Source organism: Anaerobacillus arseniciselenatis (assembly GCF_001865995.1).
GTDB classification, from domain to species: domain Bacteria; phylum Bacillota; class Bacilli; order Bacillales; family Anaerobacillaceae; genus Anaerobacillus; species Anaerobacillus arseniciselenatis.
The window spans coordinates 112264-138798 of the sequence record NZ_MLQQ01000010.1 but is presented as its reverse complement, the minus strand read 5'-3'; the positions used below and the strand labels follow the sequence as shown (position 1 = coordinate 138798).

27 protein-coding genes and 1 riboswitch are annotated in these 26535 nt (G+C 36.4%); of the genes, 21 read left to right on the top strand and 6 right to left on the bottom strand.

Going from position 1 to position 26535, the window contains the following annotated elements; translation table 11 throughout:
- Positions 1 to 30: 30 nt before the first annotated feature.
- On the bottom strand, positions 31 to 1254 hold the full coding sequence (locus tag BKP35_RS07910; protein ID WP_245741912.1) for an MFS transporter: 1224 nt from the start codon (positions 1252 to 1254) through the stop codon (positions 31 to 33).
- A 236-nt stretch (positions 1255 to 1490) separates the two neighbouring features.
- On the opposite strand from BKP35_RS07910, the gene BKP35_RS07905 reads away from it, so the two are divergent.
- The gene (locus BKP35_RS07905; RefSeq protein WP_071312810.1) at positions 1491 to 1874 is read left to right on the top strand and encodes an OsmC family protein; all 384 of its coding nucleotides are present in this window, start codon (positions 1491 to 1493) and stop codon (positions 1872 to 1874) included.
- 312 nt (positions 1875 to 2186) lie between these two features.
- Here BKP35_RS07905 and BKP35_RS07900 read toward each other — a convergent pair whose 3' ends face one another.
- Both BKP35_RS07900 and BKP35_RS07895 read right to left on the bottom strand, forming a co-directional pair.
- Positions 2187 to 2594 carry a pyridoxamine 5'-phosphate oxidase family protein gene (locus BKP35_RS07900; protein ID WP_071312809.1) on the bottom strand — a complete coding sequence of 136 codons (408 nt, stop codon included), beginning with the start codon at positions 2592 to 2594 and terminating at the stop codon, positions 2187 to 2189.
- A gap of 191 nt (positions 2595 to 2785) precedes the next feature.
- Positions 2786 to 3403 (bottom strand): DUF421 domain-containing protein, encoded by a 618-nt coding sequence (locus tag BKP35_RS07895; protein WP_071312808.1) that lies wholly within the window; start codon positions 3401 to 3403, stop codon positions 2786 to 2788.
- A 284-nt stretch (positions 3404 to 3687) separates the two neighbouring features.
- Between BKP35_RS07895 and BKP35_RS07890 the strand changes: the two genes are divergently transcribed.
- The 6 genes from BKP35_RS07890 (at position 3688) to pdaA (ending at position 9774) form a co-directional block, all read left to right on the top strand.
- Entirely contained in the window at positions 3688 to 4296 is a 609-nt protein-coding gene (locus tag BKP35_RS07890; protein WP_071312807.1) for a YczE/YyaS/YitT family protein, read from the top strand.
- 208 nt (positions 4297 to 4504) lie between these two features.
- Entirely contained in the window at positions 4505 to 5308 is an 804-nt protein-coding gene (locus BKP35_RS07885) for a YfkD famly protein (RefSeq protein WP_071312806.1), read from the top strand.
- A 377-nt stretch (positions 5309 to 5685) separates the two neighbouring features.
- Positions 5686 to 5868 (top strand): SE1561 family protein, encoded by a 183-nt coding sequence (locus BKP35_RS07880; RefSeq protein ID WP_071312805.1) that lies wholly within the window; start codon positions 5686 to 5688, stop codon positions 5866 to 5868.
- 157 nt (positions 5869 to 6025) lie between these two features.
- A complete protein-coding gene (locus BKP35_RS07875) occupies positions 6026 to 6667 on the top strand; it encodes a histidine phosphatase family protein (protein WP_071312804.1) in 642 nt (213 codons plus the stop codon).
- 375 nt (positions 6668 to 7042) lie between these two features.
- Complete coding sequence (locus BKP35_RS07870) at positions 7043 to 8557, top strand: fumarate hydratase (protein WP_420534812.1); 1515 nt, start codon at positions 7043 to 7045, stop codon at positions 8555 to 8557.
- A gap of 425 nt (positions 8558 to 8982) precedes the next feature.
- Positions 8983 to 9774: a delta-lactam-biosynthetic de-N-acetylase gene (gene pdaA, locus BKP35_RS07865; RefSeq protein WP_071312802.1), complete on the top strand. Its 792-nt coding sequence runs from the start codon at positions 8983 to 8985 to the stop codon at positions 9772 to 9774.
- A gap of 227 nt (positions 9775 to 10001) precedes the next feature.
- Here pdaA and BKP35_RS07860 read toward each other — a convergent pair whose 3' ends face one another.
- On the bottom strand, positions 10002 to 10367 hold the full coding sequence (locus tag BKP35_RS07860; protein WP_071312801.1) for a GAF domain-containing protein: 366 nt from the start codon (positions 10365 to 10367) through the stop codon (positions 10002 to 10004).
- Between the two features lie 187 nt (positions 10368 to 10554).
- On the opposite strand from BKP35_RS07860, the gene BKP35_RS07855 reads away from it, so the two are divergent.
- Complete coding sequence (locus tag BKP35_RS07855; protein WP_245741907.1) at positions 10555 to 11430, top strand: DNA-3-methyladenine glycosylase family protein; 876 nt, start codon at positions 10555 to 10557, stop codon at positions 11428 to 11430.
- The gene (rlmD, locus tag BKP35_RS07850) at positions 11427 to 12824 is read left to right on the top strand and encodes a 23S rRNA (uracil(1939)-C(5))-methyltransferase RlmD (RefSeq protein ID WP_071312799.1); all 1398 of its coding nucleotides are present in this window, start codon (positions 11427 to 11429) and stop codon (positions 12822 to 12824) included. Before BKP35_RS07855 ends, rlmD begins: the two co-directional genes overlap by 4 nt.
- Before the next feature lie 15 nt (positions 12825 to 12839).
- On the opposite strand, the gene BKP35_RS19940 is transcribed toward rlmD, so the two are convergent.
- Both BKP35_RS19940 and BKP35_RS07845 read right to left on the bottom strand, forming a co-directional pair.
- Positions 12840 to 13124, bottom strand: coding sequence for a DUF4368 domain-containing protein (locus BKP35_RS19940; RefSeq protein WP_245741906.1), 285 nt, complete (start codon positions 13122 to 13124; stop codon positions 12840 to 12842).
- 158 nt (positions 13125 to 13282) lie between these two features.
- The gene (locus BKP35_RS07845; protein WP_245741905.1) at positions 13283 to 14320 is read right to left on the bottom strand and encodes a recombinase family protein; all 1038 of its coding nucleotides are present in this window, start codon (positions 14318 to 14320) and stop codon (positions 13283 to 13285) included.
- A 306-nt stretch (positions 14321 to 14626) separates the two neighbouring features.
- On the opposite strand from BKP35_RS07845, the gene BKP35_RS07840 reads away from it, so the two are divergent.
- The 12 genes from BKP35_RS07840 to BKP35_RS19445 all read left to right on the top strand — a co-directional run bounded on the left by BKP35_RS07840 (position 14627) and on the right by BKP35_RS19445 (position 26251).
- Positions 14627 to 15637, top strand: coding sequence for a DUF3231 family protein (locus BKP35_RS07840; protein ID WP_071312798.1), 1011 nt, complete (start codon positions 14627 to 14629; stop codon positions 15635 to 15637).
- 369 nt (positions 15638 to 16006) lie between these two features.
- Positions 16007 to 17602 (top strand): DcuS/MalK family sensor histidine kinase, encoded by a 1596-nt coding sequence (gene dcuS / locus BKP35_RS07835; protein WP_071312797.1) that lies wholly within the window; start codon positions 16007 to 16009, stop codon positions 17600 to 17602.
- A 5-nt stretch (positions 17603 to 17607) separates the two neighbouring features.
- The gene (locus BKP35_RS07830) at positions 17608 to 18330 is read left to right on the top strand and encodes a response regulator (protein ID WP_071312796.1); all 723 of its coding nucleotides are present in this window, start codon (positions 17608 to 17610) and stop codon (positions 18328 to 18330) included.
- A gap of 441 nt (positions 18331 to 18771) precedes the next feature.
- Positions 18772 to 20259, top strand: a complete 1488-nt coding sequence (locus BKP35_RS07825; RefSeq protein WP_084031516.1) for an anion permease — start codon at positions 18772 to 18774, stop codon at positions 20257 to 20259.
- A gap of 53 nt (positions 20260 to 20312) precedes the next feature.
- Positions 20313 to 20483 carry a hypothetical protein gene (locus tag BKP35_RS19450; protein ID WP_169819166.1) on the top strand — a complete coding sequence of 57 codons (171 nt, stop codon included), beginning with the start codon at positions 20313 to 20315 and terminating at the stop codon, positions 20481 to 20483.
- Positions 20484 to 20497: 14 nt separating this feature from the next.
- Entirely contained in the window at positions 20498 to 21364 is an 867-nt protein-coding gene (locus BKP35_RS07820) for a fumarate hydratase (RefSeq protein ID WP_071312795.1), read from the top strand.
- A 12-nt stretch (positions 21365 to 21376) separates the two neighbouring features.
- Positions 21377 to 21937: a Fe-S-containing hydro-lyase gene (locus tag BKP35_RS07815; RefSeq protein ID WP_071312794.1), complete on the top strand. Its 561-nt coding sequence runs from the start codon at positions 21377 to 21379 to the stop codon at positions 21935 to 21937.
- Positions 21938 to 21960: 23 nt separating this feature from the next.
- Entirely contained in the window at positions 21961 to 23673 is a 1713-nt protein-coding gene (locus BKP35_RS07810; RefSeq protein WP_071312793.1) for an FAD-binding protein, read from the top strand.
- Entirely contained in the window at positions 23673 to 24626 is a 954-nt protein-coding gene (locus BKP35_RS07805; RefSeq protein WP_071312792.1) for a succinate dehydrogenase/fumarate reductase iron-sulfur subunit, read from the top strand. Before BKP35_RS07810 ends, BKP35_RS07805 begins: the two co-directional genes overlap by 1 nt.
- On the top strand, positions 24626 to 25504 hold the full coding sequence (locus BKP35_RS07800; protein WP_071312791.1) for a CoB--CoM heterodisulfide reductase iron-sulfur subunit B family protein: 879 nt from the start codon (positions 24626 to 24628) through the stop codon (positions 25502 to 25504). Before BKP35_RS07805 ends, BKP35_RS07800 begins: the two co-directional genes overlap by 1 nt.
- 208 nt (positions 25505 to 25712) lie before the next feature.
- Entirely contained in the window at positions 25713 to 26051 is a 339-nt protein-coding gene (locus tag BKP35_RS07795; RefSeq protein ID WP_071312790.1) for a hypothetical protein, read from the top strand.
- A 53-nt stretch (positions 26052 to 26104) separates the two neighbouring features.
- Entirely contained in the window at positions 26105 to 26251 is a 147-nt protein-coding gene (locus BKP35_RS19445; RefSeq protein WP_169819165.1) for a hypothetical protein, read from the top strand.
- 131 nt (positions 26252 to 26382) lie between these two features.
- Positions 26383 to 26490: riboswitch (guanidine-I (ykkC/yxkD leader) on the top strand.
- Positions 26491 to 26535: the final 45 nt, after the last annotated feature.

Below are 26535 nucleotides of genomic sequence, written 5' to 3'. Positions count from 1 at the left end.
GTTGTTCAAGTCAAGCCGGTCTCTAGGCCACTAAGCTGAATTTATCACGGTTTGCTCTCCGCCATCTAACTTCGGTGTAAACACTAGTCCGGCAATCAATACAAGTAACAACATCCCACTTATTGAGTAATAAATACTCCCGCTTTCGAAAAGGTCGATAAAAATCCCACCGATAATTGGACCGAAAATACTACCGAGTGCAAAAGCAACAGCAAGCATCACATTACCAGTAGGCAGTAGTGATGCAGGAATTAAGTCGGCTAAATACGCCATTCCAAGTGAAAAAGTCGAGCCTATGAACATTCCAGCAAAAATAAAGCAAAGTAACAAACCGGTCATTGAACTCTCAAAGAAAGACATTGCCATAAACGACAAAAATCCAAGAAAAATTACTGACAATAACACTTTTTTACGACCGATCTTATCACTCAATATTCCTAACGGTAGTTGCGTCACTAAACTTCCAACGACAAATGAAGGAAGTAAAATCGAGACCCAATCTATCGTCATTCCTGACCGCAATGCATATACCGGAAAGTTTCCGTGTAAAGATGCCTCTAAATACCCGTAACAAAAAGCAGGTAACAACGCAAACCAAGCGTATGAAACGACTTTTTTATAACGAGCCCAAGTCCCGAGTTTTGAAGCAGTCGTTACTTCGTTGTCAGGCCATTCATTTCGAAGTTTCATAACAAATACCCAAGAGAAAAGGCTAGTAACAGAAGCGATTATAAAAGGTAAAAATTCATTTACCGCGAGTAACCTCGTCATTAACGGGCCAATCGCAAATCCCATACCGAAAGCGAGCCCGTAAATGGATAGGTTGCGTCCGCGCGTTTTTTTAGGACTCGTTGATGTTATCCAAACTTGAGTAGCGTAATGAATTAAATTGTCACCAATCCCTACGATCACCCTGAGCATAAACCAAAACCAAAATACTTGCCAAAATGGGAATAACATTAGTGAGGTGGCAACTAAAATTAAGCCAGTTACGATAACAGGTTTATATCCAAAATGTCGCACCGGCTTTTCAATAAAAGGTGAAATTAATAAAATTCCAATATAAAGACCAGCCGCATTTAAGCCGTTTAAAGACGAAGAAACTCCTACTTGTTCAAGCATAATTGCCAATAGCGGAAGTAACATACCTTGCGAAAATCCTGCTATAAGAACCATCCCAACTAAAACCCAATAACGATAGATCGGATTGTTTACATTATTAGTCGCATGCATAAAAAAACTCCATTCGTTCATGATATCCATTAAAATGCCACTTTTAATTTTAACTTTTATTGCGATGGATTTAAATAAAAAGTTTAGAGTCGCTAATTATTTTTATAAAGGAATACTAGTTACTATGATAAAAAGGTTAAACACCTTTTCCAACAGACATTGCTTTCACGAGATAAGTTAACTTGGTACTATAAAGATGACGAAACGGTTTTGAATGTTTACAATGATATAAATGAATAAAAAAGAGGTGTAATAAAATGAAGTTTGTGATGAAAGAACACGGTTTTGAAACAGAAGTAGAATACGGAAAATTGCAAGTTTGTGGTGACGAAAAGTATGGTTATCGCCCATATCAGTTATTAGTGTCAGCTGTTGCTGTATGTAGCGGTGGTATTTTACGAAAAGTGTTAGAGAAAAAGCGTATCGCATACTCAGATATTAGCGTCACTACAGAAATTGAACGCAACGAAAAAAGAGCAAACAGCGTTTCAAAAATACATATGCATTTTCAAATCACAGGATCTGGGTTAACTGAAGAAGTCGTTGAAAAGTGCTTAAAAGTTACGCGTAAAAACTGCTCGATGGTTCAATCGGTAGAAGATAGTATTGAGATAACTGAGTCGTTTGAGATAATATCTTAAGCGTGTTTCCCGTAAGCCTTTGCTCGGGAGTATTTTTTCAATTAGGAGAGTAAATTACGAATTAGGAGCGAATTCTTGTGGTTAGGGGAGTAAATTCCGAATTAGGGGCGTATTCTTGCAGCTCGGGGAGTAAATCGGTATTAGAAGATTTAAAACCCGATCATTATAGAAAACGTTTCCCTTATTAATGTGAAAGGGGTTGTCCCATAAGTGTTTGGCACTTTGTTTTGGGACAGCCCCTGTTGTGTTATTTAATTTGAAAAAGTGTTAATGAATTTTCAACATTTTGCTAACGTTTCTTATTCTTTCACCCTACATAATCGTAGTCTCGTTATTGCCTTCAATAAGTTCGATATGTTCTGGATCGATTTTTAATAAGCAATACTCCGGATCGTTTGGACCGTCGAGCCAAGGCATTAATTGGTCGTTCCAGTACTTTTGCTTTAATTGATCATCGTTAACAAGGGTTGCTTTGCCTTGAAGTTCTACATATTTCTTTTCATTTTCGTTAAATCCTAACAAAACATGGACGTTAGGATTGTCTTCTATTTCATCTACTTTATGGGTTTTCTTGTTAGTAGCTGTATAAAGTTGTAACTCATCATGAAAAAACATCATATATCTCGCATGTGGTTTATTTTCTTGCATCGTCGACAATACTCCAACATGATCATTATCAATGATGTTGATTACTTCTTCTTTTAAATGATCTTGGTTCATTTATTTATCTCCCTTCTCATTTTCTGTTTATAATCTTTGTTTAAAATCAATTTTCATACACAATTCAATGAATTTCATAATTCGTTATTTTCGCCACTACGATCAATATATAGTTGCGTCAAAACCATTCGCAAACTATATATTTTGCAAATATAGGTTTGTGAAATTTTGCGTACAATAGCTATGAGCTATTATTTTAAGTTCCCATGGTTTGGTTGATTTTCACCTTTGTGTTTAACTTCTGAAAACAGTTCGCTTTCAATAGGATTCGGTTGTACAATCGTCGGAGGTGGAATTTGTCCACCTGGTAGCTTGCTGTGCAGGTAGTTGATTAACAGTTGGACGTCTTGTTTTGTCGCTGGTTGAGCGTGTTCTTTTAATAACAAACCAATTTGCCCACTCGGTTCAATTGTAGCCATTTGAACATCGGAAATTCTTTGGACACTTTCTTGACGGAGTCTTACTTCAAGCTGATCGATGGTTAAGCGTAATTTTTTGAGGTTATGCTCTAAAATAACACCATTTTCGATCACAAGTATTCCTTTCCCTGTGATAAAACTTTCAAATTTATCATACTTTGTTTGAATATATTCCATAAAAATTAGGACGAGGACGAGGACTAATGCAATTAAGAACGTAATAAAAATATTTCGGTTACTCACTGGCTGAATCATTAAGTTACCAATTGAAATCATAATGACCGTTTGTGACACGGTTAACTGTGAAATCGATTTTCTGCCAGCCAATCGTAAAACAAGAGAGCCTACAATAACAATTAAAACCGCTTTCCATACCCAATGGAAGTCCATGAAGTCTCACCATCTTTCAAACATTTTAGGATATTTTTTCCTTATGTTAGTTTCCATAAATAAATCGTATTTATTCTGTCTATATTGAAAATGGTTATTTGTTCATGTATGATTTCTTAACGTGCATTTTCATGGATTTTAACAATACAATGAATTTCATAATTTATTATTTCCGCCACTAAGGTCAATATATAGTTACGTCAAAACATTCGTAAAATATATATTGCGTGAGTTGGCTCATTTTTGGTAATTATGAAATTCACTCAATAAGGAGATTTATAACAATGAGTACAAATGTAAAAAGAGGTATTAGCTTTATTTTAGGTTTATTTATTTTATCGTTCGGAATAAGTTTAACAATTTTATCAAGGCTTGGCGCAGGAGCTTGGGACGCTTTAAATGTTGGCCTTTCCAATGTTGTAGGATTTACTGTAGGAACTTGGGTCATTTTGGTAGGTTTTATTTTAATTTTCATTAATGCGATCTTGTTAAAGAAAAAACCAGAATTTATTGCGATGATTACGGTTTTTATTATCGGTTACTTTATTGATTTTTGGTTAATTATCGCATTCCCTAATTTTTACCCAGCTACATTTATATGGCAATTAGTTGTTTTATTAGTTGGTGTTATTTTAATGGGATTTGGAATTGCAACTTACTTACAAGCAAAATTTGCTATCATTCCAATTGATCGGTTAATGATGGCCGTCCAATTTCGTCTTAAAGTAAGCTTAATGGTAGGTAAAACGATTGGAGAGGTAACGGCTTTAATATTTGCCTTTATCTTTGGTGGTCCGATTGGAATTGGAACTGTTATTGTTACCTTCTCAATTGGGCCACTTATTCAAATGTTTTTCCCACACTTAGAAAAATGGGTTCATGGAGTAAGCTAAAAAAGTAATGGATAAATTTTTATATCTTCGAAAAAAATAACGGTAATTAATGAATTCCATAATTCGATATTATCGCCATTAAGTATATATATGTAGTTGTGTTAAGTCGTTCGTAACTACACATAGATTAGATATGGCTCAATTTAGGTAATTATGAAATTCACTCCATTATTTAAAAAATCGTTATTTTTATTAGGAGGTATTACAATTGAAAAAGTCGTTAATAATTTTTACATTGTTATGCGTACTCTTCGGTCAACCTTTATTAGCTTTTGCAGAGGATAAAAAGGAAGAAGAGAAAGATTCGGGGGTTCCGAATTATGTGTTAAATATTTCAAAAGAAAACACGTATCCGAATCCAACACAAGATTTACCTCATCTTCAGCCGAGTGAGATGGCTCAAGAATTGATCGACACGGCTGATGTACCGATTGAAAATCCTGAATTGATAAGGATTTTAAATGAGTCATCGATCAAAGGTAACAAGCTAGCTCTAACTATGAATGCTTCGATCTATTTAGGTCAATGGCCGCTTGCTTATGAATCAAACGAAACGAGTGTTAATTGGGAGTATCAAAAAGTAAATACGAACTACCATGACAATCGTGGAGGCAATACACCGAAAAAGCTTCAATATTCACAAGATCAACAAAAGAAAGTAACAGGTGGTTTAACTGCAAAAATCCCTAACAGCGATGAAGTGCAAAAAATGATGATGATAAAAGCAGCAGAAAAAACAGGAATGCCACTAGCTTTATCTACAGTCATCGGTCATGGTACTAAAAAAGAGCAAGTTTACAATGTCCCTGTAAAACAAGTGGGATATTTGTACTCTTATGTTCCAGCTGCAAATGAAAAAGGGAAAGTAACGTACGGCGAGGTTTATTTAATTATTAAAGGTGGAAAAAAACGAATCGAAGTGAAAAACGTTACACAGCAAGGAATTGGCGCATGGATTCCAGTACAAGACCATGTAGCGTTAAAATTTTATTCGGCAAACCAGCCACGATAAAAAGGAAGATAGGATTTATCGTTTGAGACAAAGTTAAAGTAAAGTTAAGCACGTTACTCAAAACTTAAAATCATGTAGCAAATAAAGAAGTCGAGTATGAAACCAAGTTAGGTTTTACGCTCGACTTTTTTGTGCAATTTCCATTTTACATTGTAATTTATAGAAATGGATAAGCTAATGAGTGAATTTCATAATTACCTAAAATGAGCCATATCAAACTGTATGTAGTTGCGAGCGGTTTAACGCAACTACATATAGATACTTAGTGGCGATAATATTGAAATATGAAATTCATTAAATATAAAGGGAAAACTTTGTTTTCAAAGTGAATCAGTACTATACTATAGAGGGAAAAGATTGAAAGGGGTAGTTACAGTTTGGAAAAATCAGTGTATGAACCAAAGGAACAGTTAAATTTACTATACGGAAAAATGGAGCATTTAATGTCGATGTTAGATTCAATCGAACCAGAAGAGGCTGGCGTTGAAGAAATTGATCGTATTATTGAAATGCTCGACGAAATTGAAAATAAATGTAAAAAGTTACGTACTAATATTTAAAAATATAAAAATGTAGTATGGGGGGTGTCCCATAAGTGTCAGTTCGCTAGAGGCAAGCGCTAAATGAAGTCGATGTACTCGTCTTCATTCCTGCTTAACGATGACTGGCCCTTTACTTTGGACACTCCCTTGCTTTTTTTTGAGGGAGAGTGCAATTATGAATTTATATTTAGTTCGTCACGGACAATCTGTCGCAAATGACCGTGGCATTATTCAAGGTCATAAAGATTTCCCATTATCAGAACTTGGCCAAAATCAAGCACGTTTATTAGGAGAGTTCCTCGAGTCGCAATCATTTGATTATATTTATTCCAGTCATTTAACACGAGCACACGAAACGGCGAAGGCGATCAGTGCTCACCAGCCGCTTGACGTCATTAAGTGGGAAAGAATTTGTGAAATTAATTTAGGTCCTCTAGAAGGAAAAACTAGACAAGAGATTTACTTACAGTACCCTGAGCTCAAAGCAGAATCAAAATCGATTTTAACGACAGGGATTGTCGGAACGGAAACAGTAGAGGAGATTACTGATCGCTGTCACCAAGTTTTAGAGGAACTATTAAGCGGACATAAGCGTCATAACGTTATTCTCGTTTCCCACGGTGGTTTTATTAGTATTTTTCTTATGTATTTAATGTACGGACATAAGTGGCATCAGGCGCACCGTCCATTTGTTATTGGTAATACTGGTGTTTCGAGAATTGAGTTTTTAGATGATGGAAAACCTATTTTTCACTATATTAATAGTGATGCTCATCTTTTATTAGCGAATATGCAGCGTGAGAGCGAGCTGTTTTAAAAGATAAGAAGGTATATTTTGAACTTTGAAAGGTGTCTAGCAATATGCACCTTGCGCTTTTTTATTGTCTGGCTCCAGCGCCTACGAGCTCGGTCACTTCAGACAGGCAACTACCTTGAGTTATTTCTTCGTAGCTTTGCGACGAGTAACCGCAGGAGCACGATTCGGAAGCCCAAAAGTGGCTTCTGTCAAAGGTCTTCCAGTGCCTTTCGCTCGTGACCAAGGCACCTTGCGCTTTTTTTTAGTAGAATTTAAATTATATCTAAATTTTTAGACAAAAGTGAGCGTTTACATTGTATAATTACTAGTGGAGATATAAAAATAATATTTTTGCTGTGGAAGGGGAAATAGGAATTGGAAATATTTAAAGAAAGCATGTATAAGCTTGTTGTTGAAACGTCTACGAATCTTCCAAATGATGTCCGCCGCGCAATCCAGGCTGCCAAACAAAAGGAGAACGCTGGTACGACAGCAGCGCTATCACTAGCAACAATCACGAAAAACATTAGTATGGCAGATGAAAACGTATCACCGATTTGCCAAGATACTGGAATGCCAACGTTCAAGATTAAAGTTCCTGTAGGAGCAAATCAAATCGAGATGAAAAAAGCAATTTACGAAGCGATTGAAGAAGCAACGAAAAACGGGAAGCTTCGCCCGAACTCTGTAGATTCAATTACAGGTGAAAATAGTGGCAATAATCTCGGACCAGGAACACCGATCATTTATTTTGAGCAATGGGAAAAAGATGAAATTGAAGCTCGCCTCGTTTTAAAAGGTGGAGGCTGTGAAAATAAAAATATGCAATATAGTTTACCGGCTGAGCTTGACGGACTAGGCAAAGCAGGTCGAGATCTTGATGGAATTAGAAAGTGTATCCTTCATTCCGTTTATCAAGCACAAGGACAAGGCTGTAGTGCCGGCTTTATCGGCGTAGGCATCGGTGGAGACCGTATTTCAAGTGCATCACTTGCTAAAGAGCAACTTTTCCGCTCTAGTGAAGATGTAAATCCAGATGAAACTCTTCGCAAGTTAGAAGACTATGTGATGGAGCATGCCAATAATTTAGGAATTGGAACGATGGGCTTCGGTGGAGAAGCGACATTACTTGGCTGTAAAATCGGCAAGTCAAATCGTTTACCAGCAAGTTTCTTCGTTTCAGTTGCTTACAATTGTTGGGCATTCCGTCGCTTAGGTGTGACGCTTGATGCTACGACAGGTGAAATTAAAGAGTGGCAATACAAAGACGGTGAAGAAATTAAATTTATCGAAGAAGAAGTTGCCGCAGCTACAGAAGAAAAGCCAAAAACACGTGAAGTTGTTTTGGAAGCTCCAATTACAGAAGAACAAATTCGTGAGTTGAAAGTTGGCGACGTTGTCATTATTAACGGCGACCTTCACACTGGCCGTGATGCGATTCATCATCATTTAATGGATCATGACGCCCCGATTGATTTAAATGGACAAATTATTTATCACTGTGGACCAGTTATGCTAAAAGATGAGGCTGGCGAGTGGCACGTTAAAGCGGCAGGACCGACAACAAGTATTCGCGAGGAGCCATATCAAGGTGATGTGATGAAGAAATTCGGAATTCGCGCAGTTATCGGTAAAGGTGGAATGGGTCCAAAAACGTTAAAAGCACTTGGCGAGCACGGCGGTGTATACTTAAACGCGATTGGTGGCGCAGCACAATACTATGCTGACTGTATTAAAAAAGTCGATGGCGTTGACTTACTTGAGTTTGGTGTACCAGAAGCAATGTGGCACTTGAAAGTAGAAGGCTTTGCTGCGATCGTAACGATGGATTCCCACGGCAATAGCTTGCATGCAGAAGTCGACAAAACTTCATTTGAAAAACTATCGGAGCTAAAAGAAAAAGTATTTTAATTGAGTGAATTTCATAATTACCTAAATTGAGCCATATCAAACTATATATAGTTGCGAGCGGTTTAACGCAATTACATATAAATGCTTAATGGTAATAATAATGATTGATGAAATTCATTAAATTTATAAAGATGACCTAAAGTTTGGTGTTTAACACCGAGCTTTAGGTCTTTTTTGTTGGTTGTTGAATTATTAATCGTGTCAAAAAAAGGCGCTTTATGTCGAATGGCCAACAAATGACCGAAAGTGGATAACAAACTGCTAGGATTAGACAACAAAAATAAAGAATTCGCCAACAAAATATCCAAATTGGATAACAACAAAAGCAAATTAGACAACAAGGCGACGTATCTAAAAATAACAGCGTGGATAATTTCCGACTGAATGAAAAAACTAATTAAAAATCAAAGAGGAGAGGTTCGTTTATGAAAAAAATTCAATTAATTATGCTATTTTTATTCATTTTTTTAACAATATTTCCGCCTGCGGTTACTGAGGCATATAGCAATCAAGAACAACGTTGGAGTTTTAACCGCCAGCCGAATAATCAGCCGGCAACAACCGAGCCGCTATATGAAGAGTTACTGAATAAATACGGTGGTTTTTATATTGGAAATACTGATAAAAAAGAAGTATACATAACGTTTGATAACGGATATGAAAATGGCTATACCTCTGTCATTCTTGATGTGTTAAAAGAAAAAGACGTACCGGCTGCTTTTTTCGTTACCGGTCATTATTTATTAGAGCAAGAAGATCTTATTAAGCGGATGGTTGATGAAGGACATATTATTGGAAATCACTCTTGGCATCACCCTAGTTTTGTTGAAGTAAGTGACGAACGTCTCAAAAGAGAGCTTGAAAAAGTGAAAGTGAAATATGAAGAAATGACGGGGCGCAACGACATGATTTATTTACGCCCACCTCGAGGCGTTTTTAGCGAACGTTCGCTTGCGCTTTCGCAAAAGGAAGGTTACGTAAACGTATTTTGGTCGCTCGCTTATAAAGATTGGGAAGTTGATAATCAAAAAGGAAAACAGTATGCGTACGATAAAATTATGGAAAGAGTACATCCAGGGGCGATTATGCTCTTACACTCTGTCTCTAAAGATAATGCCGAAGCATTAGGTGATGTCATAGATGAGTTAAGAAAACAAGGGTATCAATTCAAAAGCCTTGATGATTATATGTTAAGTAAAAAAATGGATGAGTTTTAACGGCATCAACATCATTGAAGAGCGTGAACAACTTTGATTTCTAAGAAACGTAAATAAAAGAGGCTATCCAATACTAAGTGTCAGCTACCAGTTAATAACGATAATTTGAAACAGAAATTCAAAATTATCGTATTTCACATAGGTGGCATTACTTATCGGAAAGCCTCTTATACTTATTCACTAATTGGATCGCTGATAGCTAGTGGAGCGAACCAATTTTTAAAATGTTAATTTGAGTAGCTGATTTGACCAATTGCTTCAGCAATTGTTTCTAGTGTGGAAACATCGGTAACGTCAAATGCGATCGCTTGTTTACTACGAACAACCATGACACCGATTTGTTGATCTACTGAATTTGTAATCGGGAATTTTAATTGACCATTATATTCCCAACCTAAATCATCTTCTTCGTCAGAAGCAGCAGATAGTTGTAAGTTTTCATCATCTGATTTAAGATAAATCCCTACCCAATCTATGTACGGAACTTCCTGAACAAGACTTTTTACTGTTTTTTCAAAAACCGATTGAGAACTTTTCTTTTTGTACACTTCGGCCATAATTTGTAATGATGCTACATCAGTTGGTATCGACATAAAATTTAACCTCTCCTTAACCTTGATTACTTCTATTATTTTAACAAAAAAAACAATAGCTGTGATGTAGTAAGTTTAGGAAGTTTTTTTAGAGTTTTATCACTATAAATGAAGAAGTTAGGAGATTGTTCCATTTTCTTCTTATGATATAATCGTAATCAAGCTACGGAGTTCGGGAGTGATAAATGTGGAATTACAAATAGCAGGTCCTTATAATTATAGGCGAGTTCTAGAACGTTTAGGCCATGATCCTCTTAATACGGTTGATGAAAATTCAATCAAAGTTCCTTTAAAAATATATAGCGAAAACATTGTTGCTAACGTAACTTTTTCAGGAAGTGTTGAAGAGCCACAATGCACGGTAGAGTTACCTAATGATATTAAAGAAGAAGGAATACGAAAAATTACTGAAATTTTTCAATTAGAATCGCCATTACTTGAAGTAAATGAACATTTTTTACATACTGATTTAGCACCGCTTTTTAAACAATATCATGGAATGCCACTAACCCGCGATTTCGACCTTTATTTTTGTATGATGAAAACGATCATTCACCAACAGCTAAACATTCGTTTTGCCTATACATTAACTGAACGATTTGTGAAAAGCTTTGGTACGGAAAAAGATGGGGTGTGGTTTTATCCATCTCCAGAAACGGTGAGCGAATTAGACTATGAAGATTTGAGAAAAATGCAATTCAGCCAACGAAAAGCGGAGTACGTCATTGATACGTCAAGATTAATCGCTAAAGGGGAACTAGATTTAGAGGAAGTAGCACTTCTAACTGACGAAGAAGTCATTGAAACGTTAATAAAAATAAGAGGCGTCGGCTATTGGACAGCAGAAAACATTTTACTGTTTGGTTTAGGTCGAAAAAATTTATTTCCAGTGAAAGACATCGGGATTCAAAATGCCGTCAAAAAACTGTACAATTTAGAAGAAAAGCCGACGATCGAACATTTAATTAAGCTTAGTGAAGCTTGGTCACCATTTAAAAGCTATGCCTCCCTTTATTTATGGGAAAGCTTAGATAATCAAAAAGCACCGGAGTTGAAAAAATGAACAATAAAAAAGTATTGATAGAAAAAGGGCAAGAGTTTCCACTCACAATTAAGCGTCTCGGCATTAATGGCGAGGGCGTCGGATATTTTAAAAGACAAGTCGTCTTCGTACCAGGAGCTCTTCCAGGTGAAGAAGTCGTCGTGACGGTCACCGATGCCAAAGAGAAATTTTCAGAAGCAAAGATTAAAAAAATCCGTAAAAAATCTCAAGATCGTATTCAACCACCTTGTCCGGTTTATGATCAATGTGGTGGCTGCCAGCTGCAGCATTTAGATTACAAAGCTCAATTACGGGAAAAGAAGGATATTGTTAGGCAATCGTTTGAGCGTCATACGAACCTCCAAGGAGACAAACTTCCTATAAAAGAAACGATTGGTATGGAAGATCCGTGGAACTACCGGAATAAAAGTCAGCTTCAAGTTAGGCGTAATCAACAAGAAGTTATTGCAGGATTATATGGCCTTAATTCACATCAATTGGTTGACATATCTGAATGTGCCATTCAGCATCCCGCTACAAACAAAGTAACGAAGACAATGAAGGCGATTTTACAAGATTTAAAAATTCCTATATATCATGAAAAAAAACACAAAGGCGTCGTGCGAACGATCGTCACAAGAGTTGGTTTTAGTACCGGTGATGTGCAGCTCGTCTTAATCACAGCAACAAAGGACTTGCCGAAAAAAGAGTTGATCATCGACGAAATTAAACGCCGTCTCCCAGAAGTGAAATCGGTGCTCCAAAATATCAATGGTCGTAAAACTTCGCTTATTTTTGGAGACGAAACGAAGCACTTACATGGAGAAGAAGTAATTCAAGAAGCGTTAGGGGATTTACAGTTTGAATTGTCAGCGCGCGCCTTTTTCCAGCTTAACCCGATACAAACTGTGAAGCTTTACGATGAAGTGAAAAAAGCTGCACAGTTAACCGGGAAAGAAAAACTTGTTGATGCTTATTGTGGCGTTGGTACGATCGGTCTTTGGCTTGCACCGCACGCAGGAGAATTGCGAGGAATGGACGTCATCGATGAGTCGATAGATGACGCACGCCGAAACGCAGAAAAGCATGGTTTCGCTCATGCCCAATATGAAGTCGGTAAAGCAGAAGTACTGTTGCCAAAATGGCTAAAAGAAGGGTGGCGCCCTGACGTGTTCGTCGTTGATCCACCCCGCACTGGGTGTGACCGCAAGTTACTCGATGCAATGATCAAAGTAAAACCGAAGCGGATCGTCTATGTGTCATGTAATCCATCGACCTTAGCCAAAGATGTAGATGTATTAATGAAGGCAGGGTTTAAGCTGAAGAGTTTGCAGCCTGTTGATATGTTTCCGCACACTGCGCACGTTGAGTGCGTCTCGCAGATAGTTTTTAATGAAGCAGGAGCCCCAAAATAGGGGTTCCTGCTCTGTTTATTTGATTTTGGGAGCTGAAAAACGATAGTGAATAACAGGCGTTCCATCAGCCTTAACTTCAATTCGATTGATTAAGCGATGCAAGCTCTCAGGTGTTAATTCATTCGTGTTAAGGAATTTAAGAAGCTCTTGTTTTAATTGATCGATGTTATCCACTGTTTGTTCACTTTCCATTGCCGCGAGTAAATCATTCTTTTTATCGGCCAACTCTTTAATTTCAATATTATTAGCTTGTACAATATCTCGATATTCCTCTTGAGTAATCATCTCTTCAGCTAACATATTGATGTATTTTCTTTTTCGCGCCTTTATTGAACTTACTTGTTTCTTAATTTTATCGAGTTGCTTTTGAAGGTTTTGCTTAGACTTCTTTGATTGAGCTTCTAACTGCTTAATGTATTGCTCTTGATGAATTTCTTTTACTAACTTTTGAATGTCAGTTAGAACGGTATCTTTAAGGAAATCTTCTTTAATGGAAAATGACCACTACAAGCTTTTTTACCGTGCCGTGCATAATTGCCGCATACATAACCCTTACGGTTGCTTCGATACCACATCCCTTTTCCACAATCAGAGCAGTAAAGAATATTTGTGAACAGATGGTTCTTTGGTGCCGTAATATACTTAGTGCGAATTTTTAATTGATGCTGGACAGCATCAAACACGTCACGAGTAATTATCGCTTCATGTGTGTTGTTAACGATAATTTGATTCTCCTGTTCGACTTGTCGCCTTTTCTTACTCGTAACACTTACTGTAGTTGAACGACTTTGTACTAAGTCACCAACATAATGGGGGTTAGTAAGAATAAGCTTAATCGTTGAGTCGTTCCACTTATCCCCGGCATTCTTTTTCTCTGATATATCAGCAGGTGTTGGAATATCTTCATTATATAGCCTTCTTGCGATACTTTGTCGCCCACTTCCAGCTAGGTATTCATCAAAGATCCTTTTTACAATACTAGGGGTATTGTCATTTCTTATATAAAGTTTTCCTTCACGAACTGCAAACGCGTAAGGAGGAATAGACCACTTGAAAAGACCCTTTTTCGCTCTCGTCCGCAAAGTTTCTTTCACACGATTACTTGTGTTTTGCGACTCCTGTTCGTACATCCAGGCGTATAAACCAAACATATTAGTGTTACCTGTCAAAGTATTAATCGCATTATCTAAAGTGATAATATGGACCCCTTGATTCTCGCAAAGGTTTTTAATTTTATAGGATAACTCTCCATTGCGAGCTAGACGAGAGAGTTCTTTAGCTAAAATGATATCGAACTTTTTTTCTTGAGCTTCTTCAATCATTTTTTGAAGGTTTTTTCTTTTTCCCATAGTTCCTGTCTGTACATCCACATAAAATTGATAAATGTCCCATCCTTTTTCTTCAATGTACTTATAAAAAAGCTCCTTTTGATACTTTAACGATGCTTTTTGTTCCTCCTTATCAGTTGAAACTCGAATATATACAGCACATCTCATTCTTACATCATTCCTTTTTGAGTAATTTGAGATGTAGCAGTGTTTACCTTAATAACATTATTTACATGCAACCAAAATTATAACGTATGTGGGTTTCATAAAATAACACGGCAGAAAATTAATGGGGGTTACATTAAAGCAATAATGCGTAGTAGACCTATACTGTGCAACAAACAATTTCTGTTTTAGATGACTTTTGAAAGAATGTACTAAAATAGGTAGATTTTTTTAAAATGAGAGTAACAATAGTATGAATTTGCCATAACTTACACAACCTAAAATTAATTATTTTAGGGAGGGTTAATTATGCCAGAAAAAGCATCAATTTCATCATCAGAATTAGGAACGTTATGGCTTACATATCAAGAAAAAACAATGATTTTACGAATGTTAGAGTATTTTATAGCGAAAGCAGATGAAGAAAAAGCCAAGGAAATTATGACTAATTTGCATGAAGAACTTGAAATGTATGTTGGTAAAATAGTTCAGATATTTGAAGAGGAAGGTGCTGTTATCCCAGTTGGATATACAGCAGAAGATGTAAATAAGGATGTCCCAAAGCTATACGATAATGGTTTTGACATTATGTTTGTACGCCTTTTAAAAGAAATTAGTATGGGATTACATTCATTAAATATGACAATGACGTTTAGAGAAGATATAAATATGTTTTTTGAAGACCTTACTGCTATTACCCAAAAGTATTTCAGGATTTGCTCTCAATATTTGCTTGAAAAGGGGTTACTTGTTAGAGCACCTTACGTTTCGATGCCGAAATCAGTTGAGTTTGTTAAAGGTAATAGTTATTTAGGTGGAGTAGCTCTCAATCCATTTAGCCAAAAAAGAACATTGAATACGGTAGAGGTTTCTCACGTTCATAAAGCTATTGAATCAAATCTTACAGGTTTACAATTGATTTTAGGCTTTGGACAGTGTGCAAATGATGTTGAGGTGAAAAAATACTTTAATGAGGGTGCAGAGCTTGCTAAAGGCATTATAAAAGAATTGAGTGAAGTTATGATTCAAACAAACCTTCCAATTCCTCAAACTCCAGGAGGAAACCCAACTCGTTCAACAGTAGCACCATTTTCTGATAAATTAATGATGTATTGCACAAGTCTTTTTTGCAGTTTTTCTATGGGAAGCAATTCACTCGGAACTGCTTTTAGTTTAAGAAATGATTTACCCGCAAAAAATACGATTTTTATGAAAGATATTTTTGAATATGCTCATAAGGGTGGGAAAATCATGATTAAAAAAGGTTGGATGGAAGAGCCACCACAGATGGAAGAACGAAAGCAAATAATTAAAAAGTAAAATCAAAACACTTGTGATATAAATTTTTCACAAGTGTTTTTAATCTAATTCTTCTGGAGCTTCGTTGAACAAGCTCTCTCATTTATATCGGATCTTTTGCTGCTGTACAACGATTATGTTCAGTAAAAGTTATTTAATGGAACAAGCATTGAATAAAAAGTAGCAATAGTACTTTCAACAATAAGGATTCAAGAAAAATATTTCAGTTGTAATAATATCTCAAATAAGAATTATTCTAAATGATGCCAGGGAGTCATAGTGACGAATCTCAATATTCACAAAATAGATTAAAATAAGCTAATGAAAGTTAATAAAAGTTGTTATAGTTAGAAAAGAAATTATGCGTAAAAGTCTAGGAGAGCGATTCTAATGAAATTTAAAAAAATTCCTTTACAAACAAAAATTCTTTTATTAGTCTGTTCGGTAGTCATTCTTGCACTTTTTGTTAACAACTATTTAACTAGTAAAAGTATTGAGATGACAACGAAAAGTTATATTGAAAGCAAAGCAAGGGATGTATCACGAACAGTTGCGTTGTCTCCTTATGTCATTGACGCGTTGAATGGTGAATTAAGCGATGAGGAACTTCAACAAAATGTGGAAGAAATTAGACAAAGGACAGAAGTACTCTTTATAGTTGTACTTGATATAGATCGAGTGAGATTGACACATCCTCTTCAGGAACAAATTGGAAAGAAGTTTATTGGTGGAGATGAGGAATATGTTTTTATGGGAAAAGAAAGTATTTCCATTGCAGAAGGGACGTTAGGTTACTCTTTAAGGTATTTTACTCCTGTATTAAATCAAGGAGGCGAACAAATTGGTGCAGTAGTTGCAGGTTTACTAGTTGAAGATGTTGAAAGAGCAGTGAGTGATAATAGAAGAATATTAGTGATTGGTACGTTATTAAGTTTGTTAGTAGGAATATTTGGAGCTGTTTTTTTAGCAAGAAAAATTAAAGCGATTCTCTTTGGGATGGAGCCTTCTCAAATAGCTCAATTATTAGAAGAGAGAAGCGCGATGCTTCAATATGCTAGAGAAGGCATTATAGCTATAGATTTAAATAAAAAAATATCTTTAATTAATAACGAAGGAACAAGGTTATTCAAGAGAATAAGCAATCATAAAGGCAATTTTATTGGAGAAGAAATTGAAGATATTTTTCCAAATTCAAAAATGAGTAAAGTATTAGAAACTGGGATACGAGAATTAGATCAGGAATTATCCTACAACGGAACGGTCTTGTTAGTGAACCGAGTTCCTATTTATGTTGATAAAAAAATTGTTGGTGTTGTGGCAACCTTTCGTGATAAAACAGAATTAAAAAAGTTAGCAGAAGAGTTAACAGGTGTTCGAGTTTATGCAGATGCATTGCGAGCACAAACACATGAATTTATGAATAAATTACAGGTTATTTTGGGGATGGTTCACTTACAAAGCTATGATGAACTCGTTGATTTTGTAAAAAGCACCACCAATCACCTACAAACAGATGTAGGCAATATTACAAGATATATGAAAGATCCGATACTAGCAGGCTTTATTTTAGGGAAGTTAAGTTACGCGAGAGAGCGTGGTGCTGCTTTAATTTTTAATAGGGATTGTTATGTTCCAATTGCCCAAAATTCAGATCATACAAATGAGTTAATAACGATTTTAGGGAATTTAATTGATAATTCACTGGATGCAGTTCAAGGCTGTATTTCGAAAAGAATAGAGGTGTTAACACAGTTTAAAGATGATAAGATGATTATTCGAGTGAGTGATAGTGGTGTTGGTATTTCAGAAGAAGAGGTTGATTCCATCTTTCAAAAAGGTTTTTCTACAAAAGGTGAAGACCGAGGAATGGGCTTATATTTAATTCGGCAAAGTTTGCGGCGAACAAATGGTAAAATAGAAGTCATATCAGAAGAGGGTCTAGGTACAACCATAAACATTGAAATTCCTTATGAAGTCAAGGAGTGATAACCGTGATATATGTATTAATTGTAGAAGATGATCCTATGGTGGCGGAATTTAATCGCCGCTATTTAGAAAAGATTGATGGCTATGAATTAGTTGCAATTACTCCTTCAGTGGATGAGGCGATTGAGATATTAAATAAAAAAACAGTTCACTTGCTATTATTAGACATTTATATGCCAAATAAAACAGGCTGGGACTTGCTTTCAAAAATTAGGAGTACTGAAAAAGAAGTAGATATTATAGTTATTTCAGCTGCATGTGATAACGAAAGTATCCAAAAAGCGCTTCGTTTCGGTGTCGTAGATTATTTAATAAAGCCGTTTGAGTTTGAACGTTTTTGTGCGGCTTTGAATGATTATAAACGAGAAAAGTTGATTATCAACAATCAACCAAAATTACGCCAAGAAGATTTAGATAAGCAGTTTTTTCACAAAAGTCCTCAACAGCAGCAACATACAATAAATAGTCTTGAGCTACCAAAAGGACTTACTAAAAATACATTACAATTAGTGTGGGAACATAGTAAGGTGATGAGAATTTCCCCGTTTTCTACCGAAGAGCTTGCGGTGGAAGTTGGTATCTCACGAGTTTCATTGCGGAAATACTTGAGTTTTTTGAACGACATTCAGCTTATAAAGACAGAGGTTGTTTATGGAACAGTTGGACGACCGGTGTATAAGCATCAATTAATCTCTACTGATGAAGACATCATTAAAAAATATTTATAATTGCAATAAAAAATAAGATTTCCCTTCTTGCTAAACTGGGAAGTCTTATTTTTTATACTTTAGAAAGTTTAACTTAGTTAAAGGAGTTTTGTAACTTTTGTAACTAATATTGTGAAGTGTTTCACTTGCAATATTTTTTTTATGTTTTACTAACTTACAATAACTATCTAATCTTAAGCAAATTAAGTAAATTGAGATTAGAAACATTGATTGATCAATCAAGGGGCTATCGCACCCCGAAATGCGAAAAAAATGTGAGAGTTAGTATTAAAACTATTTTTAACAGCTTTCGTAGGAAACTACGAATAAATTTTTTGACTAAAATGTGAACGTCTTCACATTCGTTCTTTGTTTAAAAATTAAATTAAGACATACAGCCATTATCATTTAAATTTTTCGGCTAACTTTCACTATTAATTTTTAATTAAAGGAGTGAGCGAAATGGCATTACCAGCTTCTAAGCTAAATAAGCATCATTTAAAAAAAGAAGCAGAGCAACCGCCTAAAGGTTCAGAAAAGAAAAGCGAAGTGAAATTTATACCATTATTAATTACGTTAGCGATTGGGGTTATTATTTGGAATATTACCCCACCATCAGGGTTAGAACCACAAGCGTGGCAACTGTTTGCAATCTTTGTCGCTACGATCATAGGCTTGATTATTAAACCTATGCCAATGGGTGTTGTTGCGATATTCGGTTTAACGGCAACCGTTTTAACACAAACCTTGACAATGGGTGAAGCTTTAAGTGGATTTAGTAATACTGTTATTTGGTTAATTGTAATTGCGTTTTTTATCTCACGTGGCTTTATAAAAACAGGTTTAGGTACAAGGGTAGCATATTTCTTCGTAATGAAGTTCGGAAAGAAAACACTAGGACTTTCTTATTCACTACTATTAAGTGATTTATTATTAGCACCGGCAATGCCATCAAATACAGCACGTGCAGGTGGGATTATTCTTCCTATCATTCGGTCGTTATCAGAAACGTATGGATCTCGTGTTGGTGATGGTACGGAAAGAAAAGTTGGTGCATTTTTAACAAAGGTTTCTTTCCAAGGAGTAAATATTACTTCTGCGATGTTCTTAACAGCAATGGCAGCTAACCCCCTAGCAATGAGTTTAGCAGGAGAGGTTGCAGGAGTGAATATTACGTGGACTGGTTGGATGATGGCTGCATTAGTTCCTGGAATTATCAGTTTAATTCTTATTCCGTTAGTCATTTATAAGTTATATCCTCCTGAAATTAAAGAAACTCCAGGAGCATCTGATTTAGCAAAAAAGAAATTACAAGAAATGGGTCCATTGAAAAAAGCAGAGTGGTATATGGTTGGTGTCTTCTTCCTAATTTTAGGCCTATGGATTTTTGGATCAAATGTAGGAATTGACGCAACAACAACAGCATTTATCGGACTCTGTACACTTTTATTAGTTCAAGTATTAAATTGGGATGATATTAAAAATGAAAAAGGTGCTTGGGATACGCTTGTCTGGTTTGCGGCGTTAGTAATGATGGCTAACTTCTTAAATAGCTTAGGGATGATTCCTTGGTTTAGTGGAGTGATGGAAGGTTCAGTTTCAGGTATGAGCTGGATGGTTGCATTAGTAGTATTAGCAGTTGTGTACTTCTACTCCCATTACTTCTTTGCAAGTAACACGGCACACGTAAGTGCTATGTATGCAGCATTTTTAGCAGTATTAATAGCAGTTGGAGCTCCACCAATGATGGCAGCGTTACTGTTAGCGTTCTTTAGTAGCTTATTCTCTTGTACAACGCATTACGGAGCAGGCCCTGCACCAGTATTTTTCGGAACTGGGTTTGTATCGCAAAATAAATGGTGGTCTATTGGTTTCTTAATTTCCATCATTCATATTATTGTATGGCTTGGAATTGGTGGATTGTGGTGGAAAGTATTAGGTCTTTGGTAAAACGAACCTTTGAGTTTTGTAGCTAAAAAATGATTTATAGGGAGTTGAAGTGAATGAAGTCGAATTGTTGTCAAGCATCTGTAAAATCAGAGCTTAGGGAAGAATTATACCATGGAAATGACGATGAATATGAACTGAAAATTCCATTTCTACTATGTTCAAACTGTGGCGAGCTAGTCTCGCCACCTCTTGAACAACATGAAGCACTAGCAGTTTCTAAATAAGGGAGGCAATCGTAATGAGCGAAACAATCACAAAAATTCGTGAAATTTCAACTGAAAAAATTACTGAAGCAGTTAGAGGCCTGTGTATGAAGGCAGCCTGTGATTTGCCAGAGGACGTTGAGAAGCTAATTGAAGAAGGCTTAGAAAAAGAAGAATCTCAATTTGGAAAATATAGTCTAGAAAAAATTTTGAAAAATGTGAAGCTATCAAGAGAAGAAGATGTTCCAATGTGTCAAGATACTGGGATGACGGTTATCTTAGTTGAAGTAGGTCAGGATCTCCACGTAACTGGTGGTAGTTTAGTAGATGCTATTAACGAAGGAGTTCGTCAAGGCTACGAGGATGGCTACTTGCGAAAATCAGTAGTAGCAGACCCTGTTCTTGACCGTAAGAATACTGGGGATAACACACCTGCTGTTATTCATACAGAGGTTGTTCCAGGAGATCAGCTTCGCATTCAAGTTTTACCTAAAGGCGCAGGTAGTGAAAATATGGGTGCAGTTAAAATGTGTAAACCTTCTGAAGGCTTAGATGGAGTTGTCGATTTTATCGTGAATTCAATCACTCAAGCAGGTGGAAATCCTTGTCCACCAGTTATTGTCGGTGTAGGAATTGGCGGTACGATGGATAAATGTACACTTTTAGCGAAAAAAGCATTAGCTCGCCATGCTGGTGAACCACACCCTAACCCAGAATATGCTGAGCTTGAAAAGAAGCTATTAGAAAAAATTAATAAACTTGGTATTGGCCCACAAGGGTTTGGTGGAAAAGTAACGGCCTTAGCAGTTCATATTGAAACATATCCAACTCATATTGCAATGATGCCTGTTTGTGTAACGTTAAACTGTCACGCGGCGCGTCATAAAGAAGCAATTCTTTAGGGGGAATAGATGATGGCAACGATTAAAAAAATTACGACACCATTAACATATGAACAAGTGAAAGATTTAAAAGCAGGAGATCAAGTTTCGATTACTGGAGTTATTTACTCAGCTCGTGATGCTGCTCATAAAATTTTAGTTGATCTGTTAGCTGAAGGAAAAGAATTACCGGTAGACTTTAATGATCAAGTAGTCTATTATGCCGGTCCTACGCCAGCAAAGCCAGGAAAAGTTATCGGTTCCTGTGGACCAACAACTAGTGGAAGAATGGACGCTTATTCTCCGACAATGATGGAGCAAGGTTTAAAAGGGATGATTGGTAAAGGCCCGAGAAGTAAGGCTGTAATCGACTCGATGAAGGAAAATGGTGCTGTTTACTTTGCAGCTATTGGTGGAGCGGCGGCATTAATTGCTGATACGATCCAAAAAGTAGATATCGTAGCGTTTCCTGAATTAGGTCCTGAGGCAATTAGACGAATGGAAGTTGTGGATTATCCATGTATAGTAGCAATCGACTCTTTAGGCAATGATTTGTATGAGCTTGGGGTCCAACAATACAAACAAGTAGATTAGTTCATTAATGAGGGGGATTACCGATGCTAGCTTATGATGTAGTAGTAGTTGGAGCAGGCGGAGCTGGAATGATGGCCGCACTTTCTGCTAGTGAAGATGAAAGTTTAAAAGTTGCATGTATATCAAAAATTTTTCCTACAAGATCCCATACAGGTGCTGCTCAAGGTGGAATTAATGCAGCAATGGGTTATCGTGATTCAACAGATTCACCTGAAAAGCATTTTAAAGATACAGTTAAAGGAAGTGACTTTTTAGCTGACCAGGATGCCGTTGAATTTTTCACGACGAAAATGCCAGAGGTTATTTCTGAGTTAGATTATTACGGTGTTCCGTTTTCGCGTGATGGGAATGGAAATATTGCTCAACGACCGTTTGGTGGAGCTTCAAGTCCAAGAACTTGTTATTCAGCAGATAAAACTGGTCATGTTATTCTTCACTCAATTTATGAACAGTGCTTAAAGAAAGAAGTAGATTTTTTTGATGAGTGGTTTCTACTTTCTCTAGTAGTTGAAGACAGTAGTTTTACAGGTTTAGTTGTAATGAACATAAAAACAGGTGAGATTGTTCCAATTAAAGCAAAATCAGTCGTAATCGCAACAGGTGGTTTCGGAAGAATTTATTGGAACAGAACGACAAACGCCTTAAATATGACTGGTGATGGAACGGCCGCTTGCTTTAATATTGGTATCCCTTTAAAAGATCCTGAATTTGTACAGTTTCATCCAACAGGGTTAGCTTCTACTGGAGTTTTATTATCAGAAGCATGTCGTGGTGAAGGTGGTTATTTATTAAATAAAGATGGCGAGCGCTTTATGGCACGCTATGCACCAGAGAAAATGGAATTAGGACCACGTGACCTCGTTTCTAGATCTATTGAAACTGAGATTAAAGAAGGTCGTGGCTTTGGTGAAGGAATGGATTCCTACGTCCTAATGGATTTAAGACATCTAGGTAAAAAGAAGATTATGGAGCGACTTCCTCAGGTTCGCGAGCTTGCAATGGAATTTGAAGGTGTTGATATGTTAGAGGAGCCTGTACCAATCCGTCCAAGCTGTCACTATATGATGGGTGGAATTCACGTTATAAATCCTGAAACATTGAGTACGCAAATTGAAGGAATTCATGCTGCTGGAGAATGTGCGTGTGTGTCACTTCACGGAGCGAACCGCTTAGGTGGAAACTCTGTAGCTGATGTTGTTCTTTTTGGGAAATATGCAGGTATTGGAGCAAGAGAAACAGCCCACCGGCGTTCATATGGTTCAGAAACAAAACTTAATCAAGAAGCACAAGTTTGGAATAAAAAGTTTGAAACGATCCGAAATAAAAAGACTGGCAAAAACATCGTAGACATAAGAAATAAAATGGCTCAAACGATGTGGGATAATGTTGGTATTTTCCGAAAAGAAGAAGAGATGGCAACAGCTTTAAAGGAAATTAACCAATTAATTAAAGACTATAAAGATACGTATATTGGTGATCCTGCTGTTCGCTACAATATGGCATTTGTTAATTATGTCGAGATTGGAAATTTACTTGACTTAGCCAAGGGTGTAGTAATGGCGGCTCTTAATCGAAAAGAAAGTCGTGGCTCTCACTCCCGTGGAGATTACCAAACGAGAGATGATGCTAATTTCTTAGCTCATACACTTGTTCATAAAAGAGAAAACGATGATTATGAGTTAGAGTATATCCAAGTAAAAATTACAAAGTATCAACCGGAGGAGCGAAAATACTAATGGAAAAATTTATTTTTCGAATTCATCGCTATGATGGGACAACTAAATGGGTTCAAGAATACCAATTCCCTTACGAAGAAAACAAAACGGTTCTTTGGGCGTTAACAAAAATTAAAGATGAAATAGATCCAACATTAAATTTTACTTCTGCTTGTCGTCACGCTATTTGTGGAAGCTGTGGAGTTAGAATTAATGGAACATCCTATTTAGGCTGTAAAACGCCATTAGATGAAATTATCGAAACATTTGACTCAAAAATGTTAACATTTGAACCTCTAAAGAACTATGACGTAATTAGGGATTTAGTTATTGACTGGAAGCCTAAGATGAAAAAGCTAAAGCTTGTAAAACCATGGTTAATTCCTACAGAAGAAGGTAGTGTTGAAAAAGGCTTTAAGCAAACTGAGCAGGAATTTTCGAAGATTGCTTCACCTACTGACTGTATCCTTTGTGGAGTATGCACTTCAGAATGTGGACAGTTGAATGTCAATGATGGTGTTTATCTCGATCCGTTTATTTTAAACAAGGCATATCGTTTTGCGTTAGACTCTAGAGACGGGAGTTCAAATGAACATATTCAGCCTGTGTTAGATAATGAATTATGGAAATGTATTCATTGTATGCAATGTGTGACAAACTGTCCAAAAGGAATTCCTTTAACTGATCAAATTGCCTATTTAAGAAAAACTACAATGAAAATGGGCGCAAAAGATAATCAAGGAGCACGTCATGCTTATGCCTTTTATGATGATGTAAAGAAGGTAGGAAGATTAAATGAAATGATGCTTCCAATCAAAACAGATGGAATGGTGAAAACAATCGGTAAACGTGTTCCGATGGCAGCTAGAATGGTTTATAAAGGTAAGATTAATCCACTTCATATGCCAAAGAAAGTAAATGGTATTGAAGGTATTAGAAAAATTTATAAATATGCCCAGGAGGTGAGCAAGTAATGAGATACGGATTTTTTCCAGGTTGTACATTAGAATCTGCTGCAGGAGAATTAATGATCTCTACAAAGAAAGTTGCAAGTGCTCTAGGGATTGAATTGATTGAATTAGATGGCTGGACTTGTTGCGGTGCCAGCCACATTCAAGACGTAGATGAGTTTTTAGCAACGAGTGTAAATGCCAGAAACCTTGCTTTAGCTGAAAAGCTAGATGCCCCACTAATGACTGTTTGTAACACGTGTACCTTAATGCTTCGTACAACAAAAAAGGATTTAGATGAAGATCCTGAGTTAAAGAAAAAAGTTAATAAAGGTTTACGCGAGTCTGGTTTAGAGTACAAAGGGACAAGTGAAGTTACTCATTTATTATGGGCTCTTATCCAAGACTATGGAATTGAAAATTTAAAAAAGCTAGTAAAAAAACCATTAACCGGTTTAAAAGTAGCTAACTTTTATGGGTGTCATATTGTTAGACCACCTCAAATTATGGGCTTTGAAAATCACCGTAATCCACGCTCAATGGAAATGATTGCTGAAGCGTTAGGTGCTGAATGTGTTGATTTTGATCAACGATTAGCTTGCTGTGGCTTCCACGCTGTTTTCCCAGCGGAAAAAGAAGTATTAAAGCTAACAGCGACGAATTGCATTTCTTCAAAGATGGCTGGAGCTGATTGTATGGTTACACCGTGCCCACTATGCCAAATGCAATTAGATATGTATCAACCAGATGCACAAAAAGGCTATAGTGCAGATATTGAAATACCAATTTTACACTTACCTCAATTAATTGGTTTAGCTTTAGGCTATAGTCCAGAGGAATTGGCAATTAACCGCCATATCGTTAATGCTGTGCCGAAACTAAAGGAAAGCTTAGGAGTTTAATAGAAATTTAGAGTTGGAAAAGTGTCTTGCTTTTACGGAAAATATAAATTTTTGAAGCTGTAAAGGTGTCTAGCTACACGCGTAATCGGCTCGAACATTTCAGTCCTTCACTTGCGGTCAAAGAGCAAACCGCTACGTGCAGGCCTTCTAGTACTTTTCGCCGATAGGCAGGCGCCTTACGCTTTTCTTCATAAAGGAGTAGCTTTGGATGAAGTATGTATTAAAAAGACAAGTGAAAAAAGCGAAACTTGTTGGAATGTCAAACTCGTCGCAACTTTGGCTTCAAAATATGAAGGATGAATGGATTCATGATATTTATGAAGAAAGTGATATACATTATGGTAGGATCTATTCTGTCCATGAATCATTTCATCATATATCTACGTCAATCACAGGTTTTTTTCAAGACGAGGATACAAAAAAGTGGATCTATGTTGAAAATGGACAGGCAAGTAAAGTAATTACAAAAGAGAACAACAAACCATTTGGGTGGGAAGAAGACTTGCAGAACCTAATGGTGAAGGAAATAAAATTTAAGAAAATATGAATGGTAAGGTTATATCTTGAAAGAAAAAGGAGATGTTTATCGCTTTTTCTCTATTGAACAGTACAACGATACTTGTAACGAAAACGATTTTAATGGCGATCACAATTCAAGTGATCGTCTCTTTTAGTTGGCCAGTACTGCGCAGCAATTTTCTTTCACAATCGTTCCATATTGTTGAAGAACGGAAAATAAATTTGTAGTATATGTACAGTTTATTATACTAAGCAGGTTAGTTAAAGTAGAATTAGACTGAAAATTTATATGTAAGGTTTCCTTCCGTCATTTAACATTAGATTAATATGCCATGTTAGTATTTAAATAACTTAATTGAATAACAGCCTTCTAGGGTTCCGTTTCAATATATTTTGAGAGTCTGTGACCAAGAGTAGGCGGCATGAACAAGTTTTATGCTACACGGAGGGATAAAAGCCCGGGAGATAATGAATAAAACTCATTATCTCTTTTTTTACTTTAAAAGGATGAG